The organism is Mycobacterium sp. TKK-01-0059 (assembly GCF_000709305.1).
In the GTDB taxonomy this organism is placed as follows: Bacteria; Actinomycetota; Actinomycetes; order Mycobacteriales; family Mycobacteriaceae; genus Mycobacterium; species Mycobacterium intracellulare.
Genome location: NZ_KL446993.1, coordinates 2,881,436 through 2,902,689, shown reverse-complemented (window position 1 = coordinate 2,902,689; position 21,254 = coordinate 2,881,436). Strand labels below are relative to the sequence as shown.

The following is a 21,254-nucleotide window of genomic DNA, read 5'->3' as shown; positions in this document are numbered from 1 at the left end:
TAAGTGAAGTACACGCCCACCAAGGTCGCCGGGGTGACAATCATCGACTTCGAACTCAACCACGACCATCGCGGGTTCTCCTCACGTTCGTTCTCCGCCCGCGACTTCGCCAACCATGGGCTGGATTTCGAAGTCGCGCAGACGAATATCTACTTCAACTACACCCGCGGCACCGTGCGTGGCCTGTACCGCCGGGTGCCGCCGCACGCCGAGGCGCAACTGGTCCGTTGCACGCGGTGCCATCGCCGCCGTCGCGGTCGACGTCCGCCCCGACTCGCTGACCTACGGCGACCACGTGATGGTGCAGTTGAGCGCCGACGACCAACGCACGCTGTTCTTGCCCCCGTATGTCGCTTATGGCTTCCAGACGCAGGTCGACGACACCGAGGTCACCTTTCACGTCAGCGGTCAGTACGCGATGGCCGACGAGCAGGGGATCCGCTGGGACGACCCCGAATTCGGAATCTCGTGGCCGATACCGGTCACCGTCATCTCCGAGCAAGACGCGAGCTGGCCCTCGCGCAAATCCAGATTGGCACCAATCGAACAGGTGGCATCATGCGTCAGTCGGTGATCGTTCCCAACACGGTGGATGTCGTGGCGCCCAGCTGGCGGCAGCTCAAGGCCTGGCCGGCGGGCACGACGGCGTCGCACCTCGGCGAGGCCGCGGGTCCGCCCGTGATCGCCCCCGCCGCGGCTCCGGCTGCTGCGAATACCGCACAGCGCTGGCAGGACCGCTACTCGCAGGGTCTGCGCATCAGTGACTCGGTGATCGTCTTCGCGTCGGTGCTGCTCGCCCAGTACGTCCGCTTCGGGGAGATCGCGAACACCTCGGGTTACTCGGACCCGACCATGACGCTGTTCTCCTTCCTGTTCGCGGCGCTGTGGCTGTCGGCCCTCGCGATATTCCAAACGCGCTCAACGCGAATCATCGGCGCGGGGATCGAGGAGTACCGCCGGATCGGCACCGCATCCTTCTGGACGTTCGGGATCATCGCCATGGTGACGTTGCTCGCCAAGGTCGATCTGGCCCGCGGCTATCTGGCGATCGCGCTTCCCGTCGGCACCGTGGGATTGCTGGCCAGCCGCAGCGTGTGGCGAAAGCACATCTGCCACAAGCGCGTCCAGGGCGAGTGCCAGACCCGCGTCTTGGCGATCGGAGACCGGCAATCGGTCACGCACCTCGCACACGAACTGGACCGTAACCCGGTGGCCGGGTGCGTCGTGGTCGGCGTCTGCATCCCCGGTTACGGGCCGGCGCGCGGCAACACCCTGACGATCGGCGGCCGCCAGGTCCCGATCCTGGGCGACCAAACCCAGGTGGCGACGGCGATCGGCAGCTGCGGCGCGGACACCGTCGCGGTGACCCAAACGGATCACTTTGGGATGCACGGGATCAGGGAACTGCTGTGGCAGCTGGAGACCCGCGACGTCGACCTGGTGGTGTCGCCCGGCGTCATGGACGTCACCGAGGCGCGGTTGACCCTGCGCCTGACCGGCGGGCTGCCGCTGCTGCACGTCGACAAGCCGCAATACGAAGGGGCGCACCGCTTTCAGAAGCAGGCCTTCGACTTCGTGTTCTCGCTGGCGGCGCTGGTCGCCACAGCACCGGTGCTCGTCGCCGCTGCCATCGCCATCAAACTGACCAGCAAGGGCCCCGTCTTCTACCCGTCGGAACGCATCGGCACCGACGGAAAGCCCTTTACGATGCTGAAGTTCCGCACGATGGTCGACGGTGCGGACACTCAGCTCGAGCACCTGCTGGCCGTCAACGAGGGCGCCGGCGGCATGCTGTTCAAGATGCGCCAGGACCCCCGGGTCACCCCCATTGGCAGAATCCTCCGCCGGTACAGCATCGATGAGCTCCCGCAATTCATCAACGTCCTCAAGGGGGACATGAGCGTCGTCGGGCCCCGGCCCCCGTTGCGCCGCGAAGTCGACAACTACGACGGCGAGGTCAAGAGGCGCTTGCTGGTGAAGCCGGGCGTCAGCGGGCTGTGGCAGGTGAGCGGCCGGTCGGACCTGTCCTGGGAAGAGTCGGTGCGCCTGGATCTGTCCTACGTCGACAACTGGTCGATGTCGGGTGATCTGATGATCGTCGCCAAGACGGTGAAAGCGGTCCTGACAAGCCACGGAGCCTACTAGGCTCGCGAGCCATGACCGAGCCAACGGCACCCGCCGCGGTGGTGCCCACGGTGCCGCTCGCGCGGATGGCTCACGCGTTCTCGATCCAACTGATCTGCCGGGCGCTGGGGATGCTCGCGTCCGTGGTTTCGGTGGCGATGACCGCCCGCTATCTGGGTCCCGGACGCTACGGCCAGCTCACCATCGCGGTGGCGTTCGTCGCGATGTGGACCAGCTTCGCCGATCTGGGCATCGCCACCGTCATCGTGCGGCGGGTGACCTCCGGGCGTGGCGAACTCGAACGCCTGGTGCGCATCAACAGCGGCCTGGCCCTTCTCTACTGCGGTCCCCTCGCGGTGCTGGCGGCCGGGTCGGGGCTGCTCATCTATCACGACACCCAGGTGCGGGTGATGCTCGTCGTGCTGGCGGGCGGGCTGCTGCTGCAGACCATGACGACACGGTTCGAACCGGTATTCCTTGCCACCGTCCGGTTCTCCGCGGTGGCCATCTCCGACGTCGCCGCCCGGGTGAGCACGCTGGCCATGGTCGCCTGGCTGGTCGCGGCGCGCTCCGACGTCATCTGGTTCGCGGTCGCACAGCTGATCCCACCGGCCGTGCAGCTACTGATCCAGGGGGCCGCCGCGATGCGGCACATCTCGGTACGGCCACTGTTCGCCCCGCGGGAAGCCGCCGACCTGTTACGGGAAAGCTTGCCGCTGATCGGATTTATGATCGTCGGGCTCCTGTACTGCCGCGCCGATGGCGTGATCCTGTCCCTGCTGAGCACCCACTCCGAGGTGGGCGTGTACGGGCTGGCCCTGACGATCTCGTTCAACACGATCGTGGTCTCGCTGATCTTCCACAAGTCGACGCTGGCGACGGCCACCGAGCTGTTCTCGCGCGACGTGGCGGCGTTCGCCCGATTTCTGCGCCGCAGCGTCGAATTGATGTACTTCGTGGCGGTTCCGATCGCCGTTGTGGGCGTGCTGCTGGCCGGGCCGCTGATCGGGTTGTTCGGCAAAAGCGCGTTCATCGAACGCGGGACGCCCACACTGGCGTTGCTGTTCGTCGCCGCGGCCCTGCGGTTCGTCGGGGGCACCCTGGGCCAGGGGTTGGTGGCTTCCCATCATCAACACGTCCTGCTGTGGCTGACGGTGGCGACCCTCGCGCTCAACGTCGCGCTCAACCTCGCCCTGGCGGGGCGCTTCGGCGCCGTCGGACCCGGCGTGGCGCTGGTGTGCACGGAACTGTTCAACATGACGATCTCCAGCTGGTGGCTGCGCCGACGCTGCGGCTACCGCACCCCCGTGACGTTCGTGCTGCGCTTGCTGATCCCGACGGGGACGAGCGTGGTTGTGACACTGCTGCTTTCGGGTCACCACGTAATCCTGGTACTGACCGCCGCAGCCGCCGCCTACCTGGCCACCAGCGCGACCTTCGGCCCGATCACCTGGTCGACCCTGACCTCTCTGCGGGCCACGCTGCGCGAGGAGCAGCCGACGGCATGACCCGTGAAACGGACCGGGCATATCTGAAGCGCCCAGTCGGCAACACCGCCGGCCTGCCGCCCACGCGCTCGCTGACCGTGCTGATCGTGAGCGAATCCGGCCGGCAGCCGCTCGAGGTCTGCCTCGACAGCGTCGCCGAGCATCTACCCGAGCTGCCGGTTCACGTCTACGACCGCAGCGGCTCGGGTCATGCGGAACTCGCCGCGAAATACCCTGCGGTCCGGTGGTTTTCGGGCCAGGCGAACGTCGGTTTCGCCGCGGCCTGCAACACGCTGGTGGAGCACATGCCCGCCGATACAGACCTCCTGCTGCTGGACCCCCATGCCCGCCTGCTGGGGCCGCTGAATCGGACCCGGGAGTTACTTCGTCGGCCCAGGGTGGCGGCGGTTTCGCCGCTCGCACGCGACGCCGCCGCGCCGGACCGGGCGCCGTGGGACGTCGCCGCCCGCCGCCACACCGTCAGGCGCGAGCTGCGCGCGGCGGGCGGGCGTCCCGGCCCGCACCGTCGCACGGCGCCCGCACGGCGGTACTCTCGCCAGCCTCCCGAATCGCGAAGCATCGACGGCGATTTGGCTCCGGTCTGCCTGGCGATCAGCAGAGCGGCCTGGAACACCGTCGGCCCCTTCGACGAGGAGTACTTCGGCTACGGCGAGGCGGCCGACTGGCAGGCCCGGGCCCGCGCCGCCGGCTGGCGCATCCTGCTCGCCGACGAGCTCGGCGTCGAGCGCCGCGACCGGGTGAGCGACGAGGTCGACGAGGGCCCCCGACAGCGCCGCGATCGGGACCTGGCGCGAACCAACACCGCGCTGTTGCTCGAACATCACAACAGCGTTCACCACGCGGACGTATACCTGGCCGGCACAGCCGCCCTGCAGCGGTTACGGCGGGGCAAACGCGCGCGCCGGCAAACCGGCCTGCCGTCGATAGTCATCGCCACCAACCGCCTGGTCTACGGGGGCGCCGAGCGGCAAAAGGCGCTCTTGGCAACGGAATTGGACCGCCGCGGCTACGCGGTCACTGTCGTCTGCGTGCAGCGGTTCGGCCCGCTGATCGCCGAAATTCCGGACACGGTGCGGGTGATCCGCCAGCCGTGGTGGGCGCCGATGGTCGACATGGCCGAGGGCCCGGCGGTGCTGATCACCGGCGACACCAATACCGAGGTGGGATTCGGCACGTTGTGGCGCGCGGCCGGCCGGAGCCGTCGATGGCTGGTCGCACCGCACGTCCCTCCCGAGGAGGACCGGCCGATCTACTCGCGGCCACTGACCGCGGCGATGCGCCGCGCGGACGGATTCATCGTTTTGGCACAACGCCATTGGGACATGCTGACCAAGCAGCATCGGCTCCGGGGACGGTACTTCGTCGCGCCCAACGGCGTCGCCGACCTCGGGGAGCCGAGCCCCCGGCAGCGCGGCGCCGGCCGACCGCTACACCTGGTCATGCTCTCGCGCATCGTCGAGCACAAGAACCCGCATCTGCTGATCGAGGCGCTGAGCGGTCTCGCTGAGATGCCCTGGCGATTGTCGATTTTCGGCGACGGGCCCGATCGAGAGTGGCTGCAGGCACGCACACCCGCCGGGTTGGGCGATCGCGTCCAGTGGCGGGGATGGTCGGCCGGGCCGGGCCCCGCGCTGGCCGACGCGGACCTGCTGTGTGTTCCCAGCCGCTCCGAGGCCTTCCCGGTGGTGATCCTCGAGGCGATGGCCAGGGCGGTGCCGGTCGCGGCGTCGGCGGTTTGCGCTGTCCCGGAAATGTTGGATTTCGGAGGGGCGGGGTTCCTGGTCGAGCCCGTCTCCGCGTCGGGGTGGCGAGAACACTTGGCCCGGATCATGGCGGAGCCCGACGCGCTGCCGTCGGTCGGACGATGCGGCTATGAGCGCATGCGCAAGCATTACACGGTGGAGGCGATGGCCGACGCGTACCTGGGAGCGATCGGGGCTGTGCTGTGAATTCGCCTCGGGTGCTGTGGCTTTCGCCGTGGACGCGACCGGCGGTTCGGGTGCAAGCCGAGGCGCTGCTGCGCCACGGTGCCGACGTGTTGTTGGTCACCTCCGATCAGCATCCGGAGTCGGACGCCGCGCGCGATTACGAGTTGGTGCTCGATCCGCGCTTTCGCACGGCCGCGACCTGGCTGCCGACCCTGAAAGCCTGGCGCCGCGTCCGCCGCTTCCGGCCCGACATCGTGATCGCCGAACTGGTGCGGGATCCGCGCTGGATCGCGTTGGCCGGGCGAGCCCCGCGCATTCAGGTGGTGCACGACGATCGGCCGCACGACCCCGACGAACTGACGCCGGCCTACGAGCGCGCCGTGTTCGACCGCTGGGCCGCGCGCTCAGCAGCCACCATCACCTACAGCGACTATGTCGCGGCCGCGGTCACAGCGCGCCGCGATGTCGCCGGTACGCCGGTGCATGTCGTGCCGTTGGCCAGCGACCTCGATCTCGACCGCGTTCCGTCGTTCGTGGGGCCCGAACGGCGCCGCGATTTCGTCATGTTCGGCCGGCTCAACCCCTACAAGAACGTCGATGTCGTGCTGGCGGCCTGGCAGCGGCATGTGGTCGGCGGCGGCTGGCGAGGCGACAACCTGGTGCTCGTCGGCGACGGGCCGCTGGACGCCGAAGCGCTGCCCAAACACACGCTCTGGCGCAACGGCAGCTTCCGCTACGCCGATGTCATCCCCACGCTGGCCGCCGCCAAAGGGTCGCTCGCCCACTATCGGCGCGCCTCACAGAGTGGCGTGCAGTCGCTCTCGATGCAGCTGGGTGTCATGCCGATCGTGTCGACCGCCGGCGCGTTGCCCGAATACCAGCCGCCGGGTTTGGCCCCGATCGGGGTCGACGACGTCGCCGGGCTCGCCGCCGCTTTCGACCTCCTGGCCGATCCGGTGACCGCGGCCCGCCTGGGGGCCGACGCGGCGCGCCACTACGCGCACCGATGCGCGGTTGACCTTGTCGCCGTGCGCATTTTGGACGTCATCGCCCAGGTGCTGGATCGCCGGCGGTGACGGGAGGCTCAGGCCAGGCCCCGCCAGAACGTCTCCAGCCACCCGGTGAGTTCGCGGGCCCGGCCCAGCGCATCGGGCGGCGCCGATCGGGACCGCGTCGCCGCGATGGCCGCCGGGAGCTCCTCTGTTTCCCGGACCACGGTCGCCAGCCCGGCACCCGCCATCTTCTCGGCGAACGGCAGCTGGTGCTCATCGACGTGCTCCCCGCGCGAAGAGCGACGCGGCACCAGCACGGGATGTTTCCCTTGCTCGACGCACAGCAGCGTCGATCCGGCGCCCGCGTGGGTCACGGCGACGGAGGCCCGCCGGATGTGCGTGCAGACGTCCCCGAAGGACAGGAAGCGCTCGAACGCGGCGTGGCGCGGCTCGAATTTGCAGGTTCCGAGCTGTATGAAAAAGTCCTCCCCCACCGCGTCGGTGCGCGCCAGCTCGTCCACCGCGCGCGCCAGCCGGTCGAAGGGATGGACCTCCATCCCCATGATCACGAAGATCACACGATCCTCCCGTGATACTCGGTGCGGGGAATCCGGTCGGCCAACTCGGGCCACTGCACCAGAAAGCGGGAGGCGAACGGCTTCACCATGCGGGCGGTGAGCGAGAGTTCGGTGATGCGGGTGATGGATTCGACGAACACGGTGGGAATCCGCAGCAGCCAGGCCAGCCACAGGAAGGGTGCGGCCACGCCCGATCCGGTCGTCAAGATCATGGCGGGGCGGTGGCGGATCAAAAGGCGTAGGGCCAGCACCAGATTGCGCAGCAGGTTGGGCACGTTACGGACCGTCGGGTGCGCGGCCCAGTACACCTCGCGCTCGTCGCGCAACAGGTAACGGGCGTCGGCGGTCCCGAAACTCACCCAAAACCGATCCTTGTCCTGCCAGAACTCGCGCAGGCAGAACATCTCGTAGATGTGCCCACCGGAGGACGCGATGAGGAGCAGCCGACCCATGTCTCCCCTCGGTTGAGGCGCACCGATCTTCTGGCGGCGGCGCGGCGATCCCGATGTCAAAGACTAACTCCCGTCGTGGCCGCGGCCGGGTTGCGACGGCAAACAGATCGAGCGGATTTCGCGATGATGCGTTGACCGGGTGCTAACGTCCACCTTGTTGGCGGGCCGTACACGTTGCCGATGCGGCACTCGGAGTGAGTAGAGGCGCGGACCATGATTCGAACGGCCATAGTCGGCCTGGGCAAGATGGGTCTTTCGCACCTCGCGATCCTTCGCACGCACCCGGACCTCGACGTGGTCGGCGTGTGTGACTCCGCCGGCTATCTGCGCGACATCCTGGCCAAATACACCGGTCTGGACTGCTACGACGATTTCGATCGGATGCTGGCGCAGACGAAGGCGGACGCCGTTGTCGTCGCCGTTCCGTCGCGGCTGCACGCGCCGATGGTCGAAAAGGCCCTTGCCCGAGGCACACACGTCTTCTGCGAGAAACCGTTCGTCCTCGATGTCCGCGACGGCGAGCGCCTGGTGGCGCTCGCCGAGAGCAATCGGCTCGTCACGCAGGTCGGCTATCACTGCCGCTTCATCGGCGCCTTCCAAGAGGCGGCACGAATCGTCGCGGCGGGGGCTCTCGGGCAGGTACACCACGTGCGTGCCGAGGCATACGGCCCCGTCGTCCTTCGACAGAAGGGAAGCACGTGGCGCGGCGTCAAAGCCGAAGGCGGTGGCGCCCTCTACGACTACGCCTGCCACGCCATCGATTTGATGAACTTCATCGCCGGCGTGCCCCTAGCGGTCGACGGAGTCGTCCGCCACAGCGTTTTCTCGCGCGACGTCGACGACGAGGTCTACTGCACGATGCGCTACGGCAACGGCGCCAGCGGCCAACTGTGCGTGAACTGGAGCGACGAGAGCTTTCGCAAGATGTCGACGAAGGTTTCGGTGTGGGGAACCAACGGCCGCGTCGTCGCCGATCGGCAGGAATGCCAGATCTATCTCCGCGAGACGCACCCCGAGGTCCCCGACCTGGGGGCGGGATGGACGATCCGGTACACGACCGATCTCACCGACGAGGTCTGGTATTACCTTCGGGGTGAAGAGTATTCGGCGCAGATCGACTATTTCGCGCAGAGCATCAAGAACAACCGGTTGAACGGCGAGAACACTTTTCGCTCGGCGCTCGACGTCGATCGTGTGGTCGACATGATCACCGGCGCCGGAGCCGGCGCGGCCCCCCTGCCCCAGGCGGCCGCGAATGGCTCCCCGCGCGGCTCGCGGCGCCGCGAGATCGTCGCGCGCATCAGAAAACTCACGTCGCCGAGGGCATCATGACCATGGACCGTGTGCTGTTCGGCGACAACCAGTTCTTCGGCGTCAACCACATGTCCGAGGAGAAAGCGCGGGCCCAGGCGATACGCTTTCAGCACCTGCCGCCCGTGCTGGCGACGCTGGACGCCGCGTACCAGGAAGGCATCCGTACGTTCGTGTGCACGACGCACGACCGGGTCGGCGAAATCTGCGATCATTTCCGCGCCAACCGGACCCGATACCCCGACTACGTCTTCTACCCGTGCATGCCGTACGCGCACAAGTACGCCAACGCCGTGACCGAGTTCGGGATGCTGGAGGCGCTGCGCAGGTTCCTGCCCGACGATGGGGCCGTCAAGTCGATGTTCAAGGGCGGTGTCGCCCTCGCGGGCAAGGACATCGAGCCGATCATGCAGCTATTGGTCGACGCGGAGATGAAGATGTTCGCCGGACTGTCCACGCCCGTCATCTTCATTCAAAACGTCGTCACCGACTTGCTTCTCGGCCTGGGCATGGACGAGGGGTTCCGGTTTTTCTACGACCACGTCAGGCTCAGGTATGGCGCCGAGCCGGGCTTCATCACCATGAATCTCCCGCGCCTCCTCGACGCCCTCGACGGCCAGGGAATCGAGAATCCCATCGTGTGCGCCAATTTCAACAAGATCGGCTTCCGGATGTGTGGCGGAATCGAGCTCTACGAGAGGACAATCCGCGAGCGCCGCTGCCGTCTGATCGCGATGTCGGTGCTCGCCTCGGGCGCGATCCCGCCCCGCGAGGCCATCGATTACGTCTGCGGTCAGCCGCAGATCCATTCGATCGTCTTCGGCGCATCCAGCCGTGCGAACATTCGGCAGACGAAGTCGCTGATCGACGAGCTGTGGCAGGTCCCGACGTGATCCCCGGACCCCGGTTAGCTCGAATCCGTTGACGAGCAGGTGATTCGGGCTTTCGCCAGACGCTCCGCGAGCCGCACGCCCAGCGCGATCCCGAGAAGCGTCGGGTTGGCCTGGCTCGATGTCGGCAACACCGAGGTGCTCGCGACGTAGAGTCCGCGAACCCCATGGACTTGCAGTTGTGGATCTACGACGCCGCCTTCCGGCGATGTCGACATCCGGGTGGTTCCCGCCTGGTGGTAACCGGTCCGCTTCTTCATGTACGCACGGACCGCGGCCTCGACATCGTCGGTCAGCCACTCCACGTATCCCACGCCGTGGCGGCGAAGGTGGTCATCGATGGCGGCGATGGCCTTGCGCACGCTTGCGTAATCGGCGTCGGAGAAGTGCATGCTGGTGCGAATCCTCCTCATGCCGAGGGCGTCTCGTTCGTCGGTCAGCTCGACCCGGCTCTCCCAGTGCGGAAGGTGCTCGCCGTGGTACTGCAGCAGGTAGCGATTGTCGGCGCTCTTCACGAAGAAGCCGGGCGCCTTGCGGCCCCGGCGGAGGAACCGTGCGTAGCAGAAGGCGACGGCGAACCGGAGGGAACCGAACAGGTCTCGCGCGACGTTGCCCAGATGCGCAAGGATTCGTGGCGAACCGTTGGTCTTGGTGTGGGCCTCACGGATCGCCTCGGCGAGCAGGAATCGTCCGATCGGCGAGATCAGTGTCAGGTACACCCCGGACAGGATCCCGCTTCCGTGACTCGGGTCGCTGATCGGCGGATTCACCAAGAATATTGCGGCGTTTGGCATTTCGTTCTGGCGCAGCAGCTGCGGGTCGAAGGTGAAGCGCCGGCGAACATACACCCCCTCCCCGTCCCGCTCGTATCCGTGGATGACCTCATCGGTGGTGAATTGCACGCGCGCGACCCGGGCCTCGACGTGCGCCATGTACCAGCGCCCCAGGTGCCCGCCCGCGTTCCCCAGCCCCCCGGGGTGATGGCGATCCGACGCCAGCAGCAGGCGGGTGGCCTCCAAACCGCCGGTCGCGATGACGTAGTCCGTCGCAACCACTCGCCCCGCACCGCCGTTCAAGGACTTGACGACCAGGTGGTCGACGGTGTCGCCGGCCGCCGTCGCCACGATCTCGGTGCAGGTGAGGCCGGTCCACAGCGTGAGATGGGGCGAGTCTCGCAACGCCGCCCGGTAGCGGCGCCCGAAACGGGTTGGTAGCGCCCAGCGCTCGAGGTCGGTCGTGCGCACGTCGCCGTCGGGGAGCCCCGCGACCAAGTCGCGCTCCGCGATCTCGGGGATCTCGCGCGCATTGAACGCCGCCCGGCCGCATACCGCCCAGTCGCAGGCGCGTTGAAGGTAGGGCTCGACGTCGTCGTATCCGATGGGCCACGGCGCCTGCGCCGTGATGGGCCGGTCCTCGAAATCGATGGGGTCGAACTCGAGACAGCGTCCCCCCCAGAGCGCCGAGGTTCCACCGACCTGCCGGCGGACCGTCAGCTCGCTACGCGAATGGAAGTAGTCGTCGTGCCGCGAATCGAACCTCGACAGCGCTTGGGCCGCACGGTCGTTGCGTTCGAGGCCGCTTTCGACGAGGACCACCTGCACGCCCGCCCCGGCGAGTTCCAGCGCAGTCGCGATGCCGATCGGGCCGGCCCCGACGACCACCACATCCGTTTCGATCGTCATGCCGTGGGCGAAGTCCTCCATGTCGCGAATCACGCGGCCCCACCCTCTCGGAACTCCTTGACGAGAGCGAGGAACCGCGCCACGGTCTCGGCGTCGGGCGGCGCCGAGACCGCGTCGGCGGCTTCGGTGACCCGCTGCGGCCTGGTGGTGCTGTAAAGGATTGCGCGGCAGCCCGTTGCGGTGATTGACGAGGCGAGGATCAGCCGGGCCAGCACTCCGGGGGCCAGCGGGTCGGCCTGCAGGGCTTCGCGCCAGCGGCTTGCCATTCCGGGGTCGGCAAGCAAGGCGCCCGAGAGCTTGCGGTGCGGCCGCTCGAGTACGCCGAATGCGATATCGGCGGGTCTCGGCGAAGGATCGAGCAAGTCGCTGCGGAGTTGGCTGACTGCCCGCGGCCCGAATGCGCGGACGAAGTCCAGCTCGAGCCCCTCGTCCTGCGAGACGCCCCAGGCGCGAATCTTTCCCTGTTGGCGCGCCCGCTCAAAGAATTCGCGAAGTTCGTCGCCCGCAACGGTGTCCTGAGGCCTCGGCGCGTGGACGAAGAGGATGTCGACATGGTCGACGCCGAGCGCCGCCAGGCTCTCGTCGAGGCTGCGTCTCGCGACGGCCGCGTCGTACACCCGGCCGCCCGCCGACGGCGCCTGCTGCCGCTTGACGATACGGCGCAGCGCGGGAGCCTTTTTCAGCAGCGCCCGGGCCGGGGCCTGGAATCGGCCGAGCCGCCGCGCCGCGCCGCCGACATCGATGCCGAACTTGGTGGCGATGGTCACGCTGTCGCGGTCGACCGTGCGCAAAAAGGCCCCGAGCTCCGCCTCCGCCATTCCCAGCCCGTACATCCGCGCGGTGTCGAAGTGGGTGATGCCGCTGTCCACGGCGCCGGCGAGCACGGCCATCCGTTCCTTCTTCGACGGCGACTGCATCAGTGCGCCGCATCCGAAACCGATTGCGCTGACCGCCAATCGCGGTCCCTGAAGTTCAACCCGTCGCAATGTCGCAGCCCAGGTAGATGCGGCGGAGTTCGGCATCGATGACGTCGGGGCTCCGTGTCGCCGCGACGTGCGCTTGACCCCGCAGCCCGTCACGCTCGGCCAGCTCGGGGTCGCGCAGGTACCGGCCGATCGCGTTGGCCAACGCGGGCACATCGCCGACCGGGACCAGCATGCCCGGGTCGGGGGCGATCTCCGCCGTCCCACCGACGGGCGTCGCCACGAACGGCCGCGCGCCGGCCAGGGCCTCGGTCAGGATCATCGGCATGCCCTCCGCAAACGACGGGAGCACCACCACCCGGACCGAGCGGAGCAGCCCACGGACCGCGTCGGGGTGCATCGGACCTTCGACGGTCAGCCGCTCCGTCTCCGGCGGGGCATAGTCGTCGATGGGACCGATTATCCGACAACGGCCTTCGATGCCCTCGGCGAGAAGAAGCCGCCAGGCCGCCACAAGTCTGTCGACACCTTTTCGAAGCCCAACGGTGCCCGCGAACAGCGCCACGGGCGGCGTGGAGGCCGCCCCGGGCGCATCACGGTCGACCACGATCGGGTTCGGCACCACGGCGGTCCGCACCGTCGGCGCCACCTCGGCGACCGCGGCGCGCGCTTCCTCCGACAACAGGATCACATGGTCCGCCCGCTTCAACGTCGCACCCACGAAGCGGGGGCGCGACCTGGCGAACTCGGGAAAGTCGGGACCATGGAGGGTGACGATCACCCGGAAACCCTTGGCCCTGGCCAAGCGGATCAACGGTCCTTCGCGCAGCCAGGCCCCGCCGTTGGAGATATGGAAGTGCACGATGGTGCCACGAGGGGACCGGGCCAGTGAAATCCCCGCGCGTGCCGTGAGAAACAGGTTCCTCAGATGGCGGTCCCCGTTCCACGTCGACAGGACCCGGATGTCGTCGGCGCCGATCTTGTTGTCGCGCAACACCCGGATCACGGACTGGGTCCCGCCGATGCTGTACATGTCGGGCCCCACGTGTGTCACTGAGATCATGTCGGCCTGGCTCGTCTACGGGAAAGTAACCGCGCCGACCCTGGCATCGAGGGGCGGGTCGGGCGTGGCGGCCGGCGCCGGATTGTCCTCGGTCCGGCTGCCCTCCGCGCCCCGGCGCCGCAACCCGGCGTAGCCCATCGCCGCCCCCAGCGCCATGCCCAAGCCCAAGGCGTCCATCGGCATCTCCGGCAACGGCCACACGGCGGATATCGCCAACAGGCCCGCGGCGACGGCCGCACTGATTTTCGCGGGCGCCGGGGCGCACCGCAGCGCGAGGATCACCGGCGTGAGCGCGAACAGCACGAACGCGGCCATCCCCACCGCCCCGGCCTTGGCCAGCCACCACAGGTAGAAGTTGTGGGAGTAGGCGGGATAGAGGTACCGATGGAATTCGTCGTCGCCGGTCGGCGGCTGGTACACGTAGCCCAGGCCGTGCCCAAACAACGGGGCCTGGGCGATGGTCTCCTTGAGGAGGTTGATTTCCCGCAGTCGTTCCAGCGCCGAATCGTCGACCGCGAGCGCGCTCGACGTAACCCCGCCCAGCACCCGCTGATTGAACGCAACGTACTGATCGGCCAGCCACGCCCCGGTCTTCGAACGCTGCAGCAAAAACAGCGACCCGGGCACCGCCACCGCGACGACGGCCAGGCCGACCGTCGCGGCCACGACCGCCCGCCGCACGGCCGCCCAACTCAGGCTGCCCAGCAGCGCGACCGCGGCCGCCACCCCCATGGAGATCAGCGTGTTGCGGGAGAAGGACAGCAGCGAAATGCTCAGCGCGGGAACGCCCAACGCGAGATAGGCCATCGGTCGGACCCGGCCCACGATCGGGGCGGCGACCAGTGCGCTCAGCACCGCGGTGGCCGGCGTCTGGGTGGACAGGATGATGCGCACGGCCTGACCGGCACCCGTCGTCCCCTCCAGGCTTTCCGCCCGACCGGCCAACCGGATGGCGTACAGCGAGCTGATGATCGCCATCGCCGCCGAAAACCACAGGATCACGATCATCACCCGGATCGACCATCGGACGTGTCCGCTGTAGACGACGAACATCGCAAGGACGAAGCCGATCGCCATCTCGATCATGGTGGTCGCTTCACGGGTCACCGTGAGGTCGGGGTTTCCCGTGGCGAAGCCGGTGACCGTGGACCACAGCACCGCCGCCACCAGGATCCCGGGCAGCACGAAGTCGGACGACCGCGGTTTCGCGGTGGGGATCAGGTAGCAGATCGCGAGGATGGCCGCCAGGTGGTACGCGTAAATCGTCAGCGGGCCAAAGACTTTCCCCACGTGTAAGCCTTCGGGCAGTGCCGCGAACGCACCGAACAGCGTAACCCCCACCATCCCTTCGGGTTTCACCCAGTACACGACCACGCAGAACAACGCGGCGGTCAGCAGCACACCCTCGGTGGTCCGGCGCACCGACAGCACGCCGAACGCGAAGCATCCGAACACGAAGATCGCCAGCAGGGCTCCATCCACGGCCAGGCGGTGACGGGCCCGCAGGTACGGGATCACGCCGGCCTGCTGACCTTTGACCGGTAGGCGCGGTCGGCGGCCCTGATGTGCAGCGACTGGCGGGCGTCGGTCAGCACCGTGCCGACCACCTGTGCGCCGGCCGCGCGCAGGGCGGTCAACGCGTCCTTGAGTTCGTCCGCGGTAGTGCGCTTCGCCCGAACCACCAGCACGGTGGCGGGGACGGCACCGGCCAGCAGGCCGGTGTCGGCGGTCGCCAGCACCGGCGGACCGTCGATGACAATGCGGTCAAACCGTGAGGACAATTCCTGCACCACCCGGTCGATCACTTCCGGCAGGTACGCGCTGGGGGGCAGACTCTCGCGCCGGGCGGACCGCGACGCGAGGATGTGCAGCTTCGAAATCGGCGTCGGCTTCACCACCTGGGCGGCCGCGGCGGGGTCGGCGAGCGCGTTGGCCAGCCCCTCCCCCGATTCGACCCTGAGCAGACCGGCGATCACGTGCCGGCGGCTGTCGCCCTCGACCAGCAACGCGTCTTCGCCCATCTCGGCGAGCGCGAGCGCAAGGTTCATCGCCGTCGTCGTCGTTCCCTCGCCACCGAACGGGCCCGCCACCAACACCTGACGGGCGTTGGGTCCCATCGCCCTGAGCAGCCGGGTGCGCATGCCGCGCACCGCGTCGTCGAATGCGGTGTCGGTGCCGAACCGCGGAGTCCCGCCGCGCTTTCCCGGCAGTTCCGCCAAGGTCGGCAGGCCCGAGAGTTCCTCGAGCTTGGCGCGGGTGCGCACGGTGCGGTCGCCGGCCTCGCGGGTCAGCGCCACCGCGATGGCCAACAGCACACCGGCGATGAAGCCGATCGCCATGTTTCGCAACGGCACCGGCGACACCGGAATCTTCGGAACGCGGGGCGGCTCGACCATCGTCGCCCGCGCCAAGGGCCACGGCTTGCCAGTCGGTCCCGCCGATGCCGGCACGTCGGACGGTTGACCCGATGGCGGCGGCGTCGTCTCGACCACCTCGGGTCGCGGTCCCGCGGTGACCGGCGTGGCCACGCCGTTCGACGCCGGGTTCGGGGCAAGCGTCGGCAGCATCGCGCTGAACTGACCGGCCATGGCGCCCGCCAGCGCGGCGGCGCGCGCCGGGTCGGTGTCTTTGACGCTGATCGTGAACAGCACCGATTTCGGGGTGTATTTCACTTGGGTTTGGCTCAGCAGATCATCGGCGCGCATGGGAAGTTGGAGCTGGCGGATGGCGCGCTCGGCCACGATGTGTCCGCCGGCGATTTGCGCGTACGACGACAGCCGTTCCTGGGCGGCCTGCGTGCCGCTGTACACCTCGTTGAGGTCGGTCGCACCGGTAAACGAGATGAGGACCGTGGCCGACGACTGGTAGTGCTTGGTCTGCAATGCGGTCACGAACGCGGCGCCGACGGTACACGCCAGCAGCGCGGTCAAGGCGAGTTTCCAGTGCGCGCCGAGAATCCGGACGAAGGTACGGAAATCCATCGGCTATTAACCTTTCTAAAAGCCTTCGGCGGGAAGAAAACTCTGCGGTTTCGTCCTACCAGCCGCGCATACCACTGCAGATTATGCAGCATCATCAGGCGGGCATTGGCGGAATCGCAGTCCCGCTGCCCCGGTTGATTTACGGCGTAATTGGCGACGCGGCGCCCGCCGTCATCGTCACGCGGCGTGAGTCAACGCGTCGCGGGACAGATTCAACGTCGCGATCGGATAGCATCCGGTGCCGTCGCGCCCGTCGCGCGCGAGCCGCATGGGCGGATAGTTCACCACGTGGTTCGCGCCCGGCTTGTGCTGTTGCCAATCGACCGAGGCACACAACGTGTAGTGCCCTGGCGCCAAGCCCGCCAAGTCGATGTGAATGGACTCCGTCGTCGACGCCGGCAACGGCTCCTTGCTGGAGCCGTCCCCGGATGGGCTTTGGACCAGGGTTTTCAGCGCCACGGTCGCGGGAAGCGTGCGGACCGCGGCCCCCGAGAAATCGACGAGCCGGTAGCCCGGGACCCAGTTTTCGGTCGCGGCGGCCGCGCCGTAATTGGTCCACGCGACAGCCAGGGTCGCCTTGCCGTCTTTCACCGATTGCGATTCCTGCCGCGCCTCCACCGAATACCGGTAGCCTGCGACGACGTTTGCCCGCGCCCACAGCAAGTACAGCGCCGGGTCCATCGGTGTCGACGAATCCACAGCCGGGAAGTTGAAACTCGATGTCATCGACACGTGGTACTTGACGACGTCCTGCAGGCCTTTTTCGTAGTAGGTCCGCGGATCGGTTTTCTCGGGCAGCTGGCACCATTCGGTGATCATCGGCGCCGACGCCAGCCGGTTCCTCAGCGCTCCGACCAGCGGGTCCTTGGACTGCACATAGTGGGAACCATCCCTTTCCGCCCACGCGGGCAGCGGATCCTGTACGCCCAGGCAGTCCGCGCGGATGCCCACCGGCGCGGACAGTTTCTTCGTCACGTCGTCGGCGATCAACTGGCGCACGATCTCCGGGTTCAGTGCGGTTGTCACCAATTGCGTGTGGGGAAAAGCGTTTACGGTCGCCGCGACCAGCTGCCGAATGGACTCGGCGGTGATGTTCTGGTCACGAAACTGGCTGTAATACCCCAGCTTCGCGACGCTCTCGTCGGGTGCGGGGCCCGGCGCGCCGAGTGTGTCACGCAGATACGAGATGTGGTTCTCGCTGAAATCGCCGTAGCCGGAGAATTCGAAGACGCTCAGCCGCTCGTCGCCGTCGTAACGGCGGCCCAACGCGGCCAACAGCTGGCCGAATGCGTTCAGGTAGTTCGGATCATTCCAGTTCGGAACGACCTGCGTGACGCCGGGCATCCACCAATATCGTTGCGGACCGGAGTAGTTGGTGGCCGCGGCGCGCATCCAGTCGGGCATCGCGATGTTGGTGTTGTTCGGATAGACGGTGTCGCAACACGAGTTGTAGGCGACCACGCGAAGCGTCAGGCGCATGTTTCGACCGGCCAATTTCGTCAGCGCGTCATCGATCACGCTGAAATCGAATTTGCGATCGTCGGGAGCGTCCGGCGGCAGTGTGCTCGGATCGGTGGGCTGCAACTGGCGCCAGGGGACACGCAAACTGGCGTCGTAGGACGCCGGCCACGCCGGGTAGCGCCGCTGCGCCGGATTGCCCTGCGGGAACAGCGGTTGCAGGAGATCCTCGTACTGGCCGCGCAGCGGGTTCGGCACGTCCTGCACGGACAACGGTATGGCCGGACTGCTGATCAGGGCGAGGGGATCAAGGTCGCTGCGGCCGTCACATCCGTCGAGCACCAAACTCACGCACACGGTGACGACAAGGAGAATGTTCCTAATTGTCCGGACCATGATTGCTCGCGCTAAACCGTGTCCGACAAATGCATCTACTGCTACCTCTCTGGCGGTCGCGACTAGTCACATGCGCGGGATATCAAGGGTGACAACAGGGTACAGCCCGGGCCCGTGACAGATGGCTGAAATCGGGGCGCCCGGTGAAAGCCCGCCGGCTTGGCGGGGCCTCCTGGCGCGCTTTGGCCATTGTCAAATCGCCGCGTCGACTAAGCTGGGGCTCCGCAAATCGGACAGGAGTCACAGCAGATGTCGGTCGCACGCTCGGCCAAAACGTGGCTCGCGCCGGCGGCAAAAAAACTCGCACCGCGCCTGTTCTGGCGGCGGAGGTTTCGAATCCTGCACCGCTTGGGGCAGAGCCGCGCGGACATCCAGCTGGTGGCGTCATTGTGCGATCCGAACCGAATCTCCCTGGACATCGGAGCGGACCTCGGCGAATTCACGATTGCGATGGCGGCGTCGTCGCGCTCGGTGACCGCGTTCGAGCCCCGGCCGGCGCAGGCCCGCGATCTGGCAGCGATGTTCGCCGCCGTCGGCGCCCCCGTCCGGGTGGAGGCGGTGGCGCTGTCCGACCGGCCCGGCACGATCGCCATGCGGGTGGTCGAATCCGAGCCGGGCCGAAGCACAATCGACACCGACAACGAACTCACCGACGTCAATGGGGATGACATTCGCCGCATCGACGTGCCGGTCAAGCGGCTCGACGACCTGCATCTTGACGACATCGGCCTGATCAAGATCGACGTCGAGGGCCACGAACTCGCAGTGATACGGGGCGCCACGCAGACGCTCACCCGCAATCGACCGGCGATTGTGGTGGAAGCCGAGGAACGCCATCACCCCGACGCCGTCGCCGAGATCACGGCGTTGCTGGCCGGTCTCGGTTACGCGGGTTACTTCGACCTCGGTGGCGCTCGTCGGCCCATCGCCGAGTTCGATCCGACTCAGCACCAGGACCCGGCCAACGTCGGCAGGCGGGAAGACGGCTGGGCCGGCCACGGCACCTACGTCAACAACTTCGTCTTCTTGCCCACCGAAGGCTGACCGCCTCCGCGATCGTCGCCGCTACGTCGAGCCCAGCGACGATGACTCGCGATCGGCGAGAAACGGCATCGGCATCCAGCGCGCGGACAGCAGCGCTTCCATCGCGTCGCCGGGCAGGGGACGCGACAGCAGGAAGCCTTGCGCGCGGTGGCAGCCGTGTTGCATCAAAGTCAGTGCGGCAGCGGGGGTTTCGACGCCTTCGGCGACCACTTCCAGCCCGAACGCCTCGGCGAGCCCGATGATGGCGCGGACGATGGCCAGGTCGCCGGCGTCGGTGCCGACATCGCGCACGAACCCGGCGTCGATCTTGAGCATGTCGACCGGCAGGGATTTCAGGTGGGACAGAACGGCATAGCCGGTGCCGAAGTCGTCGATGGCGACCTGCACGCCGACTTCCTTGAGCTCCGACAAGGTTTTTCGCGTGGTGTCGATGTCGTGCACCACGGCGCGTTCGGTGATCTCGAGGCACACCGATGCGGCATCGATTCGGAACTCGTCGATCGTGTCGGCGACGCTTTCGACGAAGCCACGACTGATCAGCTGGATGGGCGACACGTTGATGCGCAGCATGGCGCCGTGCCCGACCCCATTGGCGCGCCACTGGCTGAACTCGGCGCAGGCGCTGCGCATCACCCACCCGCCCAGCTCCGCGGCGAGGTTGGTGGATTCGGCCACCCCGATGAACGAGTCGGGCAGCAACAGCCCCCAGACCGGGTGCCGCCAGCGCACCAGCGCCTCCGCGCCCACGATGGCCCCGGTCCACAAGTCGACCTCGGGCAGGTAATGCAGGAGCAGACCTTCGCTGTCGATGTCGCCCTGCAGGTGCAACTCGATGTCGTTGCGGAACGCCCGCTTGAGCGACATGTCGTCGGTGGACACCGCCGTCTGATTGCCGCCGGCACGCTTGGCCGTCAGCACCGCCTCGTCCGCCCGGCGGAGCAGATCTGCGCAGTTGTCCGCCCCGGGCGTGCCCACCGCCAACCCGATGCTGACGGTCCTGCTGATCACGTGGCCACCGATGGTCAGGCGATCGCACAGCATCGTCGACAGGCGACGCGCGAACGCCTCGGCGACCTCCGGCGACATCGGCTCGTCCGGGATGACGACGAACTCGTCGCCGCCGAGCCGGGCGATCATGCTCGGCGTTCCCGCGCACTCCTCGATGCGCTGCGCGAAGACCCGGATGAACCAGTCGCCCGCGCTGTGGCCGAGGTAGTCGTTGATCGGCTTGAGCCGGTCGAGATCGAGGTAGAACACCGCGACGGGTCCGGGGCTGCCGGGCGCGAGGCGTCCGGACAGGTGCGCGACCAGCGCCCGCCGGTTGTACACACCGGTCAGGTCGTCGTGCTCGGCGAGGTAGCGGAGCCGCTCTTCGGCGGCGATGCGCGCTTGAAGCTGGGCAAACAGCGCGGCGACCGCCTCCAGGGTGTTGATCTCCTCCTGCTTCCACCTGCGGGCGCCGAACTTCACGAAGCCGAGCACGCCGGTGCACGCGTCGCTGGACATCAGCGGCGCGGCCGCCACCGATGGCGACGCCGTCGCCTTGCCCGGCCTCAGCGCGCGGCGGACCCACCCGGCGGACCGATCCGGACCGGTCACCACCGGCTTGCGGTCGCGCTCACACTGGGCGAGCACCGACTCGACGCCGTCCAACTGCAACGCCGCCACCAGATCCGGATCCGGGCTGTCGGTTCGTCGCGGCCATTCGGCGACCAACGTCGACGCCGCGGCATCGTTGTCGTGGTGGCGCAGGAAGCTGGCGTCCACATCGAACTGCTCGACGAGCCGCGCGAGTACCTTTTCGCTGACCGAGGTCGCGGTGGGCGCCGTGGCCTCCATCAGCGCGGTGGCGACGGAGGTGACCACCAGGTTCAGGCTGCGCGGCACGGAATCCTCCGATACGGGGCACTATCCCGTCTGGGTC

16 protein-coding genes and 1 pseudogene are annotated in these 21,254 nt (G+C 67.8%); 8 read left to right on the top strand and 9 right to left on the bottom strand.

Features of this window, described 5'->3' with window-relative positions; genetic code table 11:
- Window positions 1-3 precede the first annotated feature (3 nt).
- From K883_RS14090 to K883_RS14070, 5 genes and pseudogenes are all read left to right on the top strand, one after another.
- Window positions 4-574: pseudogene (locus K883_RS14090) on the top strand (dTDP-4-dehydrorhamnose 3,5-epimerase family protein).
- Window positions 559-2,145: a sugar transferase gene (locus K883_RS14085; protein ID WP_020821767.1), complete on the top strand. Its 1,587-nt coding sequence runs from the start codon at window positions 559-561 to the stop codon at window positions 2,143-2,145. Before K883_RS14090 ends, K883_RS14085 begins: the two are co-directional and overlap by 16 nt.
- An 11-nt stretch (window positions 2,146-2,156) precedes the next feature.
- On the top strand, window positions 2,157-3,632 hold the full coding sequence (locus K883_RS14080) for a flippase (RefSeq protein ID WP_020821766.1): 1,476 nt from the start codon (window positions 2,157-2,159) through the stop codon (window positions 3,630-3,632).
- A complete protein-coding gene (locus K883_RS14075; RefSeq protein WP_036454749.1) occupies window positions 3,629-5,581 on the top strand; it encodes a glycosyltransferase in 1,953 nt (650 codons plus the stop codon). The genes K883_RS14080 and K883_RS14075 overlap by 4 nt, the downstream gene beginning before the upstream one ends.
- An 11-nt stretch (window positions 5,582-5,592) precedes the next feature.
- Window positions 5,593-6,636 carry a glycosyltransferase family 4 protein gene (locus tag K883_RS14070; protein WP_036455510.1) on the top strand — a complete coding sequence of 348 codons (1,044 nt, stop codon included), beginning with the start codon at window positions 5,593-5,595 and terminating at the stop codon, window positions 6,634-6,636.
- Window positions 6,637-6,644: 8 nt separating this feature from the next.
- Here the strand turns inward: K883_RS14070 and K883_RS14065 are convergent, their stop codons facing one another.
- Complete coding sequence (locus K883_RS14065; RefSeq protein WP_020821763.1) at window positions 6,645-7,130, bottom strand: glycosyltransferase; 486 nt, start codon at window positions 7,128-7,130, stop codon at window positions 6,645-6,647.
- Window positions 7,127-7,582, bottom strand: coding sequence for a glycosyltransferase family protein (locus K883_RS14060; RefSeq protein ID WP_008254160.1), 456 nt, complete (start codon window positions 7,580-7,582; stop codon window positions 7,127-7,129). Before K883_RS14060 ends, K883_RS14065 begins: the two co-directional genes overlap by 4 nt.
- A 213-nt stretch (window positions 7,583-7,795) precedes the next feature.
- On the opposite strand from K883_RS14060, the gene K883_RS14055 reads away from it, so the two are divergent.
- A complete protein-coding gene (locus K883_RS14055) occupies window positions 7,796-8,914 on the top strand; it encodes a Gfo/Idh/MocA family protein (protein WP_008254151.1) in 1,119 nt (372 codons plus the stop codon).
- Complete coding sequence (locus K883_RS14050; protein ID WP_020821762.1) at window positions 8,911-9,786, top strand: hypothetical protein; 876 nt, start codon at window positions 8,911-8,913, stop codon at window positions 9,784-9,786. Before K883_RS14055 ends, K883_RS14050 begins: the two co-directional genes overlap by 4 nt.
- A 14-nt stretch (window positions 9,787-9,800) precedes the next feature.
- Here K883_RS14050 and K883_RS14045 read toward each other — a convergent pair whose 3' ends face one another.
- From K883_RS14045 to K883_RS14020, 6 genes are all read right to left on the bottom strand, one after another.
- The gene (locus K883_RS14045) at window positions 9,801-11,486 is read right to left on the bottom strand and encodes a GMC oxidoreductase (RefSeq protein WP_369798909.1); all 1,686 of its coding nucleotides are present in this window, start codon (window positions 11,484-11,486) and stop codon (window positions 9,801-9,803) included.
- Window positions 11,487-11,494: 8 nt separating this feature from the next.
- Window positions 11,495-12,421: an aldo/keto reductase gene (locus tag K883_RS14040; protein WP_020821760.1), complete on the bottom strand. Its 927-nt coding sequence runs from the start codon at window positions 12,419-12,421 to the stop codon at window positions 11,495-11,497.
- 16 nt (window positions 12,422-12,437) lie between these two features.
- Window positions 12,438-13,451 (bottom strand): glycosyltransferase family 4 protein, encoded by a 1,014-nt coding sequence (locus tag K883_RS14035; RefSeq protein ID WP_036454745.1) that lies wholly within the window; start codon window positions 13,449-13,451, stop codon window positions 12,438-12,440.
- Window positions 13,452-13,466: 15 nt separating this feature from the next.
- The gene (locus K883_RS14030) at window positions 13,467-14,969 is read right to left on the bottom strand and encodes an O-antigen ligase family protein (protein ID WP_020821758.1); all 1,503 of its coding nucleotides are present in this window, start codon (window positions 14,967-14,969) and stop codon (window positions 13,467-13,469) included.
- Window positions 14,966-16,432 carry a tyrosine-protein kinase domain-containing protein gene (locus K883_RS14025; protein ID WP_020821757.1) on the bottom strand — a complete coding sequence of 489 codons (1,467 nt, stop codon included), beginning with the start codon at window positions 16,430-16,432 and terminating at the stop codon, window positions 14,966-14,968. Before K883_RS14025 ends, K883_RS14030 begins: the two co-directional genes overlap by 4 nt.
- 177 nt (window positions 16,433-16,609) lie before the next feature.
- A complete protein-coding gene (locus K883_RS14020; protein ID WP_051197701.1) occupies window positions 16,610-18,286 on the bottom strand; it encodes a hypothetical protein in 1,677 nt (558 codons plus the stop codon).
- Window positions 18,287-18,535: 249 nt separating this feature from the next.
- On the opposite strand from K883_RS14020, the gene K883_RS14015 reads away from it, so the two are divergent.
- Window positions 18,536-19,330, top strand: a complete 795-nt coding sequence (locus K883_RS14015) for an FkbM family methyltransferase (RefSeq protein ID WP_020821755.1) — start codon at window positions 18,536-18,538, stop codon at window positions 19,328-19,330.
- Between the two features lie 21 nt (window positions 19,331-19,351).
- On the opposite strand, the gene K883_RS14010 is transcribed toward K883_RS14015, so the two are convergent.
- Window positions 19,352-21,217, bottom strand: coding sequence for a putative bifunctional diguanylate cyclase/phosphodiesterase (locus tag K883_RS14010; protein WP_020821754.1), 1,866 nt, complete (start codon window positions 21,215-21,217; stop codon window positions 19,352-19,354).
- Between the last annotated feature and the right edge of the window lie 37 nt (window positions 21,218-21,254).